The sequence below is a fragment of the Porphyrobacter sp. MBR-49 genome, from assembly GCF_053628655.1.
Genome location: NZ_JBRJGU010000005.1, coordinates 296,428 through 308,686, shown reverse-complemented (window position 1 = coordinate 308,686; position 12,259 = coordinate 296,428). Strand labels below are relative to the sequence as shown.

13 protein-coding genes and 1 tRNA gene are annotated in these 12,259 nt (G+C 62.3%); 4 read left to right on the top strand and 10 right to left on the bottom strand.

The features are described 5' to 3' along the window. Positions 1 to 82: 82 nt before the first annotated feature. The 7 genes from ACSSV3_RS09335 to ACSSV3_RS09305 all read right to left on the bottom strand — a co-directional run bounded on the left by ACSSV3_RS09335 (position 83) and on the right by ACSSV3_RS09305 (position 4,713). Positions 83 to 472, bottom strand: a complete 390-nt coding sequence (locus ACSSV3_RS09335) for a hypothetical protein (RefSeq protein WP_354324111.1) — start codon at positions 470 to 472, stop codon at positions 83 to 85. Positions 473 to 588: 116 nt separating this feature from the next. Continuing rightward, positions 589 to 1,938 carry an acetyl-CoA carboxylase biotin carboxylase subunit gene (gene accC / locus ACSSV3_RS09330; protein ID WP_354324113.1) on the bottom strand — a complete coding sequence of 450 codons (1,350 nt, stop codon included), beginning with the start codon at positions 1,936 to 1,938 and terminating at the stop codon, positions 589 to 591. Between the two features lie 4 nt (positions 1,939 to 1,942). After that, a complete protein-coding gene (accB, locus tag ACSSV3_RS09325; RefSeq protein WP_354324115.1) occupies positions 1,943 to 2,440 on the bottom strand; it encodes an acetyl-CoA carboxylase biotin carboxyl carrier protein in 498 nt (165 codons plus the stop codon). A gap of 105 nt (positions 2,441 to 2,545) precedes the next feature. Continuing rightward, the gene (locus tag ACSSV3_RS09320) at positions 2,546 to 2,986 is read right to left on the bottom strand and encodes a type II 3-dehydroquinate dehydratase (protein WP_354324117.1); all 441 of its coding nucleotides are present in this window, start codon (positions 2,984 to 2,986) and stop codon (positions 2,546 to 2,548) included. A gap of 43 nt (positions 2,987 to 3,029) precedes the next feature. Beyond that, positions 3,030 to 3,443, bottom strand: coding sequence for a holin family protein (locus ACSSV3_RS09315; RefSeq protein WP_354324119.1), 414 nt, complete (start codon positions 3,441 to 3,443; stop codon positions 3,030 to 3,032). 71 nt (positions 3,444 to 3,514) lie between these two features. Next, entirely contained in the window at positions 3,515 to 4,420 is a 906-nt protein-coding gene (locus ACSSV3_RS09310; protein ID WP_354324121.1) for an HpcH/HpaI aldolase/citrate lyase family protein, read from the bottom strand. A 216-nt stretch (positions 4,421 to 4,636) separates the two neighbouring features. After that, positions 4,637 to 4,713 (bottom strand) — tRNA-Pro (locus tag ACSSV3_RS09305). 232 nt (positions 4,714 to 4,945) lie between these two features. On the opposite strand from ACSSV3_RS09305, the gene yajC reads away from it, so the two are divergent. From yajC to secF, 3 genes are read left to right on the top strand one after another with little or no spacing between them, the layout of a single operon-like run. After that, positions 4,946 to 5,275 carry a preprotein translocase subunit YajC gene (gene yajC, locus ACSSV3_RS09300; RefSeq protein ID WP_354324123.1) on the top strand — a complete coding sequence of 110 codons (330 nt, stop codon included), beginning with the start codon at positions 4,946 to 4,948 and terminating at the stop codon, positions 5,273 to 5,275. Positions 5,276 to 5,322: 47 nt separating this feature from the next. Next, positions 5,323 to 6,921 carry a protein translocase subunit SecD gene (gene secD, locus ACSSV3_RS09295; protein WP_354324125.1) on the top strand — a complete coding sequence of 533 codons (1,599 nt, stop codon included), beginning with the start codon at positions 5,323 to 5,325 and terminating at the stop codon, positions 6,919 to 6,921. Positions 6,922 to 6,935: 14 nt separating this feature from the next. After that, entirely contained in the window at positions 6,936 to 7,913 is a 978-nt protein-coding gene (gene secF / locus ACSSV3_RS09290) for a protein translocase subunit SecF (RefSeq protein WP_354324127.1), read from the top strand. Between the two features lie 12 nt (positions 7,914 to 7,925). Here secF and ACSSV3_RS09285 read toward each other — a convergent pair whose 3' ends face one another. Both ACSSV3_RS09285 and ACSSV3_RS09280 read right to left on the bottom strand, forming a co-directional pair. Beyond that, positions 7,926 to 9,110 carry a glycosyltransferase gene (locus ACSSV3_RS09285; protein WP_354324129.1) on the bottom strand — a complete coding sequence of 395 codons (1,185 nt, stop codon included), beginning with the start codon at positions 9,108 to 9,110 and terminating at the stop codon, positions 7,926 to 7,928. A gap of 25 nt (positions 9,111 to 9,135) precedes the next feature. Then, positions 9,136 to 9,729, bottom strand: a complete 594-nt coding sequence (locus ACSSV3_RS09280) for a helix-turn-helix domain-containing protein (RefSeq protein WP_354324131.1) — start codon at positions 9,727 to 9,729, stop codon at positions 9,136 to 9,138. A 95-nt stretch (positions 9,730 to 9,824) separates the two neighbouring features. On the opposite strand from ACSSV3_RS09280, the gene ACSSV3_RS09275 reads away from it, so the two are divergent. Beyond that, entirely contained in the window at positions 9,825 to 10,304 is a 480-nt protein-coding gene (locus tag ACSSV3_RS09275; RefSeq protein ID WP_354324132.1) for a DUF6456 domain-containing protein, read from the top strand. Between the two features lie 12 nt (positions 10,305 to 10,316). Here ACSSV3_RS09275 and ACSSV3_RS09270 read toward each other — a convergent pair whose 3' ends face one another. Next, the gene (locus ACSSV3_RS09270) at positions 10,317 to 12,161 is read right to left on the bottom strand and encodes an ABC-F family ATP-binding cassette domain-containing protein (RefSeq protein ID WP_354324133.1); all 1,845 of its coding nucleotides are present in this window, start codon (positions 12,159 to 12,161) and stop codon (positions 10,317 to 10,319) included. Positions 12,162 to 12,259 lie beyond the last annotated feature (98 nt).

Genomic DNA, 12,259 nt, shown 5'->3' with positions numbered 1-12,259 from the left:
CAGCCATCCAAAGCCCTTCGTCTGGAAGGCGGACCCCGACGAAATCATCGCCGCACGTAACCGGGGGTTCCAAACGTTGGAGTCAATCCACTAGATACTCGATAATCGCGGCTCTGCCTTCGTCGGGCGGGAGAGGGTTGAACGGAATCGTTTCGCCCTGCATCTCATGGGTTTCATGGCTGTTAACGGCGTTGCGCTGAAGAATGATGGCGCTAACGGCATTCAACACACCGAGCTGATGGGCGAAACTCTCGTCTTTCCCAGCGCGTCGCGCATAAGCGAAGCCAGTATCATAGGAATCACCGGCAGCCTCACGAAGCATCGCCTCGGCTTTAACCTTCGTTTCCCGCTGCAGTTCTGAAATCTGCCGTCGTTCTTCGCGCGTGGACTGGCGAACTGTTGGCGCACCTTTTCCCATAAAAAAGAAAAATAATACAATGCCTACAGCTACTGCAATCACCAGCCAAATCATAACATACCCCAGTCAACCACAGTGATAACTTTTGCTACCCTCAGCAACAAAAACACCAATCGGGAGGAAGAAAAGAGGTAGTGAATCTCTTCAATAGACCCTGAGCCAAGAGCAGTTTAATCCGCCCGCTGCGCCAGCCATTCCTCTAGCCACTTGATCGAATAGTCGCCGTTCAGCACATCATCCTGCCGCAGCAATTCCTGATGCAGTGGGATGTTGGTTTTCACCCCTTCGACCACCATTTCTTCGAGCGCGCGGCGCAGGCGCATGATGCAGCCTTCGCGGGTGCGGCCATAGACGATCAGCTTGGCGATCATGCTGTCGTAATAGGGCGGGATCCGGTATCCGGCGTAAAGCCCTGAATCCACGCGCACATGCATCCCGCCAGCCGCGTGATAATGGCTGACAAGGCCGGGCGAGGGGGCAAAGTTGAAGGGGTCTTCGGCGTTGATCCGGCATTCAATCGCGTGACCATTGAACTCCAGCTCATCCTGCGTCACCGACAGCGGACGCCCTTCGGCCACGCGGATCTGTTCGCGCACCAGATCAACCCCGGTAATCGCCTCGGTAACGGGGTGTTCGACCTGCAGGCGGGTGTTCATTTCGATGAAGTAGAACTCGCCGCCTTCCCACAGGAATTCGATCGTGCCCGCGCCGCGATAGGCCATGTCGCGCATCGCTTTGGAGCAGACTTCGCCGATCCGCGCGCGTTCCTCGGCGGAAATCACGGGGGAGGGCGCTTCTTCCAGCACCTTCTGGTGGCGGCGTTGCAGCGAGCAATCGCGCTCCCCCAGATGGATCGCGTTGCCTTGCCCATCGCCGAATACCTGGAATTCGATATGGCGCGGATTGCCGAGGTATTTTTCGATATAGACCGTAGCATCACCGAACGCGGCCTTCGCCTCGCTGCCGGCCTGCTGCATCAGGGTTTCGAGCTTTTCCTCGCTCTCGCACACCTTCATCCCGCGACCGCCGCCGCCGCTGGCGGCCTTGATGATCACGGGATAGCCCACGTCCTTGGCAATCCGCCGCGCTTCGTCAAAATCCGACACCGCGCCGTCCGAACCCGGCACCAGCGGCAGGCCCAATGCGCCCGCGGTTCGCTTGGCTTCGACCTTGTCGCCCATGGTGCGGATATGTTCGGGCTTGGGGCCGATCCAGATGATGTCGTGCGCTTCGACGATTTCGGCGAACTTGGCGTTTTCCGACAGGAAGCCGTAGCCGGGGTGGATCGCATCGCATTGCGCAACCTCGGCCGCCGAGATGATGTTGGCGATGTTGAGATAGCTGTCGGTCGCAGCGGGCGGGCCGATGCACACCGCGTGATCGGCCAGCCGGACGTGCATCGCATCAGCATCGGCGGTGGAGTGCACCGCCACCGTTTCGATCCCCATTTCATGCGCCGCGCGGTGGATGCGCAGCGCAATTTCGCCGCGATTGGCGATCAGGATACGCTTGATTGCCATGATCTTACGCGATCACGACAAGCGGCTGGTCAAATTCGACCGGCTGGGCATTTTCAACAAGAACCGCGGTGACGGTGCCTGATCGGGGCGCGGTGATCGGGTTCATCACCTTCATCGCCTCGACGATCAGCAGCGTGTCGCCTTGCTTTACCGCCTTGCCCACCGCCACATAGGGCGCTGCGCCCGGTTCGGGTGTGAGATAGCAGGTGCCGACCATCGGCGATTTGACCGCATCGGTCATGTCCGGCCCGGCAGCAGGCTCTGGCGCAGTCGGCGCAGCGGCCACCGGCGCAGCCGCCAGCGGTGCAGGCGCAGCCGCGTGAACCGGCGCTGCGACACCTCCACGCGACACGCGAATCTTGCGGTCGTCATCCTCAACCTCGATTTCGGTGAGGCCGGTTTCGTTGAGCAGTTCAGCGAGCTCGCGCACCAGCGCGGTATCGATGTTCATGCCAACTTTACGCCCGTTCGACTTGCCGCCTTGGCCCCCGTCGTTTGCCATGTATGTCCCTTGTTATGTGTAACGCCCGTGAAGCGCAGGGGACTATTGCCGCGAATTGCGGCTGGCAAGTGGCAAGGGGATATTTTGTGAAAGTCTGATGACTGGTCAAACGGTGCCGGCCGCCACGGCTTCGAGCGCAATGCGATACGAATCGGCCCCGTGTCCCTCAACCGTCATCGCGGCGGCCATGCCGACATAGGACAGGTGGCGGAACGGCTCGCGGGTCTTGGGATCGGAGAGGTGGACTTCGATCACCGGCGTGCGGATCGCCTTGATCGCGTCGAGCAGCGCCACGGACGTATGGGTATAGGCCGCCGCATTGAGCAACACCGCGCGCGCGCCTTCCGCCTGCGCCTCGTGCAGCCAATCGACCAGCATCCCTTCGTGATTGGTCTGGCGCATCTCGATTTCGAGGCCCAATTCGCGGGCGCGGTCTTCGAGCATCCCGGCGATATCATCGAGCGTCGTGGTGCCATAAATCTCCGGCTCGCGCGTGCCGAGGAGATTGAGGTTGGGGCCGTTGAGGACGAAGACGAGGTTAGTCATGGAGAGGGTTTAGCGGGTTGTTCAAGCGACGCAAAGATGGTCTCTACCGATCAACGCCCTTGACCTTCCCCCACTGGCGCGCTGCGGTGTAGCCGAGATACCCGGTGCCAAACAGCGCATAAAGCGGTTCGGGCAACCCATTCAGATAGGCGTTCATCCCCGCGGCAATATCGCTCGCCGCCGACGGGTGGAACGCGCTTAGCACGCCCATCGGCAGCGCGGTGAGCAGCAGGATATACATCACATAGAGAAAGCTCGGGCGGGCGCGGCTGGTCCAGGGGTCTTTGGAATTGGCCTCGGCCACAATCGCCTGCAATTGCGCCTCGATCATGCGCATTTCCTGCGTGCCTTCAAGCGCGATCAGTTCGAGCTTGGCCTTGGTCTGCGCTTCCTTGTCGGGAATAATCTTGTCGATGATCGAGGAAATCGGGCCGATCAGCAGGTCGAGTAGGGCCATGATATGCGCTCCAGTGAATGAGTCGCATGAAAATGGCCAAATAGGTTAAAGTAGGAAAGGCAATTAACCGATTACTCGCCAGCTTCGGCCAGCAGCCGCTGCGCCAGCGCCAGATGCGGGCGATCAAGCATCGCGCCGTCCATCGCCACCACGCCCGCGCCGGGATGATCGGCAAAGGCTTGCACCACCGCGCGGGCATGGGCGAGTTCGTCCGCGCTCGGGGTGAAGGCAGCGTTGATCGGATCGACCTGCGCCGGGTGGATCGCCAGCATCCCGCGAAACCCTGCCGTGCGCACGCCGCGCGCGCGCCGCTCCAGCGCTGCAAGATCGCGGAATTCGGGCTGCACGGTTTCGATCGGTGCCACGCCCGCTGCCGATGCGCCGATCAGGCACAGGCTTCGCGCCATCTCGTAAGTATGGGCATATTCGCCGTCAGCCCCGCGCTGCGCGCGCGCGCCCAAGGCTGAGGATAAATCCTCCGCCCCCCAACTCATCGCCGCCAGCCGCGCCTTGCCCGGGTAGTCGCCCGCATAATCCCCGGTGCGGAACATCGCCGCCGCCGTCTCCGTCACCAGTGCGGCGATCAGCGTGCCGCCCTGCGGGATGCCGTGTGCGGCCTCCAATGCGGTGAGATAGTGGTGCAACTGGGTGATATCACCCGCGCCTTCGGCCTTGGGCAGGAACACTCCGCCGGGCTGCGCTGGGATGATTGCCGCCAGATCAGCGATGCAATCGGCGGTGCTGATCGGATTGATCCGCACCCACAGCCGCGCGCGATTATCCGATCCGCCGATCTGCTCGGCCACCATCACCCGCGCGGCGGGCTTGTTTTCGGGCGACACCGAATCTTCAAGATCAAGCAGCGCGATATCGGCGTTGCTCGCCGCTGCCTTGGCCATCTTTTTCTCGCTATCGCCGGGCGCGAACAGCCATGACCGCATCTTGGGCAGCGCGGGACGGGTAGCGGTGTGGGCCATGGGACAATCCTCTTGTTGCAGCACGCTTACGAAGCGCACCGCCTAAGAACAAGACCGCTGTGTGGTTGGGGCTACCGGACAATGGCGCAATCATTCCGCGCGCCGGGCAGTTTGCGCGGGGGCCGATTCAGCCGCGCACCCTTGCACAACGCAGGAATAAGCAAGTGGGCAGACTTTGCCGCCCGCTCAGGGTGTTGGTTTTGTTTGAAAAACCACTGGTCGGGACGAGAGGATTCGAACCTCCGACCCCCACACCCCCAGTGTGATGCGCTACCAGGCTGCGCTACGTCCCGTTCCAGTGGAGCGGGGCCTATAGGGCGCGAGTTTGGGGCTGGCAAGCGGGTTTGCCACCTTGTAACCGTGTTGCGTCCATGCACCGTTCTTGCCCCCTTCCGATTGCGGGGTGCTTGCATTGCTGCTAGGCGCGCCCACTTGGATGCAGGGTCAAGCCGAACCATCGCGCTTCAGAGTGCGGAAAGGGGTGGCCTTGCACGTGTTTAACAGGTTTCTGACGGGCTTTATCGCATGACCTTAGATTTTCTTGCCGCCGCCGCTGGTGCAGGCGCTGCCGGGCCTCCTTCGTGGATGAGCTTTCTTCCGATCGTCGGCATGATCGCGATCTTCTGGTTCCTGATCATCCGCCCGCAGATGAAGCGGCAGAAAGAACATCAGACCAAGATCGCTGCGGTCAAGAAAGGCGATCAGGTCGTCACCGCCGGGGGACTGGTGGGCAAGGTGGTGAAGGTTGACGATACCTATGTCGAACTGGAACTGGGCACCAATGTCCGCGTCAAGGCGGTCAAGGCCACCATCGGCGACATCATCCCGCCGGGCGGCACGCCGGCCAATGACTGATCCGATCGCGGGTCGATCTTCTCCTGTGCGTGTGAAAGCCTGACGCAATGCTTGATTTTCCCCTTTGGAAAAAGCTCTGGCTGTGGGGCCTGACATTGGCCGCTGCGGTGCTGGCGCTGCCATCGCTGTTCAATGTGTCGGGGCTGGACTGGCCATCGGCGTTGCCGAATCCGCAGGTCAATCTCGGGCTTGATCTTGCCGGTGGGTCGCACCTGCTGCTTGAAGCGAGAGCGGCAGATGTGCGCGTCCAGCGGCTTGAAAACATGGAAGAAAACGTCCGCCAGCTGATGCGCAATGCCAAGCCGCGCATTCGCATCGGTGACGTGTCGACGGGCGAGGGACGGATGTCCTTCATGCTCGAAAGCCCCGCCGATATTGATCGTGCGCGCGGGCTGATCGAACCGTTGATGCAGGGCGTGAACCTGACTCGGGAATGGGATCTGTCGGTGGTTGACGGGCAGCGCATCGTGCTTGCGCCGACCTCGGCCGGGATCGATACCGCGCTGGATGACGCGATGGAAAGCGCTACCGAAGTGGTGCGCCGCCGGATCGACGAACTCGGCACGCGCGAGCCGACCATCATTCGGCAGGGCGATACCCGGATCGTGGTGCAGGTTCCGGGTCTGGAAGACCCCGAAGCGCTCAAGAACCTGCTCGGCCAGACCGCGCAGCTCGAATTCAAGATGGTGGATCTCAACGCCTTGCCGGAAAATGTGCAGGCCGGTGTCGCGCCTGCGGGTAGCGAGATTTTCCCCTATGCACCCGGCACCTCGCAGGCAGGCCAGTTTGAGGCGGTGCGGCGATTGGGCGGCATTCGCGGGGACAGCCTGACCGGCGCGCAGGCCGGGGTTGATCCGACCAGCAATCAGAACGTCGTCAACATTACCTTCGATGCTCAGGGCGGAGCGAAATTTGCCAAGCTGACCACGGAGAATGTCGGCAAGCCATTCGCGATCATCCTTGATGGGCAGGTGCTATCCGCCCCCAACATCAATGAACCGATCATCGGCGGACGCGCGCAGATTTCGGGAAGCTTCACCCCGGAAAGCGCGAACAACCTGGCGATTTCGTTGCGGTCAGGCGCGCTGCCGGTGCCGCTGACGGTGGTGGAAGAACGCACCGTCGGGCCAGACCTTGGCGCGGATTCGATCCGTCGCGGGCTGCTCGCCATGGCGGTCGGCAGTATCGCGGTGATTGTGTTGATGGTGGCAAGCTATGGCCGCTTCGGCATCTATTCGACCATCGCGCTGACGTTCAACGTGTTGATGCTGCTTGGCATCATGGCGCTCGGCAACTTCACGCTAACCCTGCCGGGGATCGCGGGCTTTGTCATCACCATCGGCGCCGCGGTGGATGCCAACGTGCTGATCAACGAACGCATCCGAGAGGAGCGCGCGCGTGGCCGCAAGGTGATTGCCGCAGTCGAAACCGGCTATAAAGAGGCCAGCCGCGCGATCTGGGACGCCAATATCACCAACTTCATCGCCGGTGTGGCGTTGTTCGCGTTCGGCTCTGGCCCGGTCAAAGGCTTTGCCGTCGTGTTGGTGGTTGGTCTGTTCACCTCGGTGTTCACCAGCATGGTTCTGACCCGCATGTGGGTCGCCGGATGGCTGCGCAAAGCGCGCCCCGCTGACATTCATATCTGAGGAGCGAGCGACCGATGAAACTGCTCAAGCTGGTTCCCGACAATACCAACATCAAATTCCTGAAACTGCGCGTCCCGTTCTTTGTGGTCAGCATTGTGCTGATCGTCGGAAGCTGGGCGGCGGTGCTGGTCAATGGACTCAATTTCGGGGTCGATTTCGCCGGCGGTCAGGAAGTCCGCATAACCTTTGAGGAACGCGAGGTCGCGCCGATCCCGTCCCTGCGTGAGCTGGTGGGCGGGCTGGGTTATGGCGAACCGGTGGTGCAGGAGTTTGGCGGGCCCAACGCGGTGTCGATCCGGGTTGCGCTGCCTGAAGGGGCAGAGGACACGCCCGGCGCTGCCACCGCCATTGGCGGCGAAGTGATTGCTGCCATCGCCGCGCAATATCCCGACGCGCGCACCGACGGTAACGATACCGTGTCGGGCAAGGTCGCGGGCGAGTTCCGCAATTCGGCGATCCTTGCGCTGCTGGCGGCGATGGGACTGGTGTCGGTCTATATCTGGGTAAGGTTCGAATGGCAGTTCGGCGTGGGCGCAATGTTCGCGCTGGTGCATGACGTATCGGTGACGCTGGGCCTGTTTGCTTTGACGCAGATGGAGTTCAGCCTGCAGATCGTCGCCGCGATCCTTGCGATCATCGGCTATTCATTGAACGACACCATCGTGGTTTATGACCGTATCCGCGAAAACCTGAAGAAATATCGCAAGATGCCGCTGCCCGAACTGCTCGATCTATCGGTCAATGAAACGCTGGCGCGCACGATTATGACTTCGCTGACGCTGTTCGTGGCGTTGATACCGCTGCTGATCTTCGGCCCGCCAAGCCTGTTCGGCATGGTCGCGGCGATCACGGCGGGCCTGTTCATCGGCACCTATTCGAGCGTCTATATGGCTGGCCCACTGCTGATCTGGATGGGTGTGACATCGAACAGCTTTGTCCCTCAGGAAAGTGCGATTGACCGGCAGGAAAAAATCGTCCGCGGGGAAGTCTGAAGGGCAAGCGTTTCAGGCCGCCCCTGTCAGCCTTTCGTAATGCGCGGCCAGCGCGGCGGCGTTGGCTTCCCAGCTGAAACCTTCCGTCAACGCGGCCACCGCTTCGCGCGCGGGAGGGTTGTTCAAAACCGCGTTGATCCCCGCCGCCACGGCTTCGGGATTGCGCGCCACCAGCCGCCCTGCGGTGTCGCAGGTGATCAACTCACGCGCGCCGCCGACATCGCAGGTGACGACCGGGGTGCCGCAGGCCAGCGCCTCGACCCATGCATTGGCCAAGCCCTCGCTTACCGTCGGCAACACCATCACGTCCGCCGCCGACAGGACCAGCGGCATCAGATCATGGTCGATCGAACCGGCAAAATGAACGCGATCTGCCACGCCTTCGCTGATCGCCAGCGCGCGCAGGCGGGCCTCATCCTCGCCCTTGCCGATCAACACCAGCCGCGCGCCGGGGATGTCACGCAGCGCCGCAATCGCGATTGCCTGACCTTTGCGCTCGATCAGCGCGCCGACGCAGGCCAGCAGCGGGGCATTATCGGGCATGGCAAAGCCGGTCTCACGCGAAAGCTGGCTGCGCAACTGGGTGTGGCCCAGCGGACGAAAACGGTCACGATCAAGCCCGGTGTAATGCAGCGTGATCTTGCCTGCATCCATGCCCATCGCCGCCATATAACCGGCAATATCGCGGCTGACAGCGAGCAGCCCGGTGGCAGCGCGCGCGGCGGTCAGCATTTGCTGGCGGGCAAAATCCTGACTTCCCCAGAAACTGATATCGCTACCGCGCGCCTTGATCGACAGGGGCAGACCAGTTGCCTGTGCGATGTCCGCAGCGGCGGGGCCATCGGGGAAGAAGAACTGCGCGTCGATCACGTCAATCGGCGTTGCGGCACGGACTTGCTGGACCAAAGGCAGCGCCGCGCGGGCGATGGCAGCGGCGTTGCGGCGCGCGCCGATGCGCGGGATCAGCGTGAAATGCGGGCGGTGAATGGTAACGCCATTTTCGACGCTCACCGGGGCAAGTTCCGCCAGCGGGCGGTAGCGCCCCAGCGCCAGCGGGGGGAGGCCGATCGGATTGACCACCGTCACCCGCCAATCGCCGCGCTTGGCCAGTGCCTCCAATGACCGCGCAACAAACGTCCCGAACTGCGGATTGACCGCGTTGGGATAGAGCGTGGACAGGGCGAGAACGTGCTTCATCAGGCACGGCTTTACCACGCGCGGGTTAAAGCGGCCTGACCAGCATGATCGCAGTTGCAATCCACGCCGGATTATCGACCACCACCTGTTTCTGCCCCGCGCCCGGCGGCAGCAAGCCGATCATCGTGCCGCGCCGATCGATCAGCCGCCCGAAAGCAAACCGACCGCCGGGCCGGGGGACAAGGCAATCGCGGTTCATGGCGCGGGTTAGGGCAGCGGGTGCGGCGTCGGGATTGAACGGCTGGAGCCAGATCAGATCGCCGGGGCGATATTCGCCGACGCTTTGAGTCACGGTGAGCACCATCGGCGCGGGCGCATCGGGATCGGTGGCAAGATCGCTCGGCAACACGGCATCGCGCGCGGTGGTCAAAGCCTCTGGCCCCGCAGCGGTAAGTTCGGCAACGATCCGGGCGGGATCGGCACTGTCCGCGCGCATCAGGCTGGCCGGATCAACCCCGAGCGCGGCGGCAATGCGGTTCATCCAGTTGAGCGAAAGGCTGCGCATCCCGGTTTCAAGCCGCCCGATGGTCTGTGCGGTGGTTGGCGGATTACAGGCGGCCGCCAGATCGGCGAGCGTCAGGCCCTTGGCTTTGCGGAGGTCTCTGATGCGGTTGGTCATGGCGTGCCCTATCATTTAACCGGATTGGTTTGTTCTTTCCTACAGACACGCCGCCTTGGCAAGCCGCAATCCGTCATTCAACGGAAGGAATTGCCATGAAACGCGAACTGGTCGAACGTGAACTCACGCCCGAAGGCCCCAGCCGGGGGCAGGGCATCAAGGGCCTCCGGCCTTCGCGCACAGTCACCGTCAATCTCGCTGAATCCCCGCTGGCATGGCTGCACGCGCGCGGGCATTTGTCCGATCAGTTGCGCGACGCAGGTGAGGCGCTGCGGGCTGATTACGAACGCGCGCAGCTTTCTGCCAGCATCACCATGCGCTGGGATGTGGTGCGGGTGAAATCGACTGGGGATCGCGGCCTCTCCTCCAACGAACGCCAGATCGCCGCGCGCCAGCGGTTTGATGGTGCAATCCGCGCGGCGGGCAGAGGCTTGGAGGACATCCTGTGGCGCGTGGTGTGCGCGGGCGAGGCGCTGCCCGAGGCTGAAAAGAGCCTTGGTTGGCCAACAAGAAGCGGCAAACTGGTGCTCAAAATTGCGCTGGAGCGGGTGGCGGATTATTATCGCATTACCTGAAAGCGCGCGCGGTCAGCCTTCGATCTGTTCTGCCAGCAGCAGCCAGCGTTCTTCCGCCGCATCGCGTTCTGCCCGCGCGTTGGCTATGCCTTGACTGATGGTTGCGAACCTTTGGGGATCCTTTGAGTAGAGTTCGGGGTCGCCTAAAAGCGCCTCTCCTCGTGCTATTGCTGTTTCCAATTCTTCGATCCGGGCTGGCAGGATCTCGTAATCGCGCTGATCCTTGTAGGAGATTTTGGGCGGCGCGGCGGGCTTGCCTGTTGTGGGTGTGCTAGCCCCGTCCAGGTGGCCTCTAGGTTGCGCTTGACGGGTGTTAGACCCCGCCTTGGTCGGCGTTGACGGCTGCTTGCGCTTCGCCTCCCAATCAGCATAACCGCCTGCAATAATGTCCACCTTGCCCGTTCCGTCGAGGCCAAGCGTCACCGTCACCGTGCGGTCGAGAAAATCGCGGTCGTGGCTGACGATCAGCACGGTGCCATCGAAATCGGCGATCACTTCCTGAAGCAAATCAAGCGTTTCGAGGTCAAGATCATTGGTCGGTTCGTCCAGCACCAACAGGTTGGCGGTGCGGGCAAATTCGCGCGCCAGCAGCAGGCGGGAACGCTCGCCTCCGGACAGAATGCCGACTTTGGTATCGACAAGGCCAGGATCGAACAGAAAATCCTTGAGATAGGCCTGAACGTGCTTGCGCACCCCGCGCACATCGATCCAGTCGCCGCCCTCCGCCAGAATCTGACGCACCGTGGCACCCGGTTCGAGCAGCTTCCTCTGCTGATCGATCATCACGCCAGATAAAGTGCGCGCGTGAGTAACGCTGCCGCTATCGGGCTCCAGTTCTTTGGTGAGCATTTTCAGTAATGTAGTCTTGCCCGCGCCGTTGGCACCGACGATCCCGATGCGATCGCCGTTCTGGATGCGCAGGCTGAACGGCTTGATGATCGGGTGGTCATCATAGGTCTTGGAAATGCCCTCCGCCACGATCACCGACTTCGATTTGAAGTCGTCATCGCTGGAAAGCTTGAGCTTGGCCGTGCCCGCGCCCGAAATCATCGATGCCCGCGCTGCGCGCATCTGGAACAGCTTTTCCAGCCGCCCCTGATTGCGCTTGCGCCGCGCGGTGACGCCGCGTTCGAGCCAGTGCGCCTCAATCTTCAGTTTGGCGTCCATCCGCTCGGCCGCGCGGGCCTCCTCGGCATAGACCTGTTCTTCCCACGCCTCATACCCGCCAAAGCCGATGTCCTTGCGCCGCAGAGTCCCGCGGTCGAGCCACAGGGTGGCGCGCGTCAGGCGGGTAAGGAAGGTGCGATCATGGCTGATGGTGATGAACGCCCCGCGATAGCGGGTCAGCCAGTCCTCCAGCCAGTCAATCGCAGTAAGATCAAGGTGGTTGGTCGGTTCGTCCAGCAGCAGCAGATCGGGGTCTTGCGCCAGCGCGCGGGCGATCGCGGCACGCCGCCGTTCACCGCCGCTGGCGGTTGCCGAAAGCTGGCCCATATCAATCCCGATTTGGCCTGCAATCGCCTCAACTTCATGCACCGCCGGGGCATCATCGCCGCCCAGCGCAAAGTCCATCAGCGTGCCGGTGCCGGAAAAATCGGGTTCCTGTTCAAGGAATACGATCCGCGCACCCGGTTTAACCCGGCGCTGCCCGCGATCAGGTTCGATCCGCCCGGTAATCAACCGCAGCAGCGTGGTCTTGCCCACGCCATTACGGCCGATCAGCGCCAGACGGTCTCCGGGCAAAACGTGTAGATCAATCGGAGCCGAACCGCTGGTTGGCGACGGCCCGCCAAACAGCCAGCGTGCGCCCTGTTGCAGGGCAAGCCCTTCGAGCGAGAGGATAGGAGGTTGGGCCATGTGCGGCGGCACCTAGGGGCTTGCGGCTCGCGCGACAAGCCTGCGTCAAGCGGCGGTTCAGTCTTGCGAAAGCTCACCCGCTGCAATGGCGGCGCTTT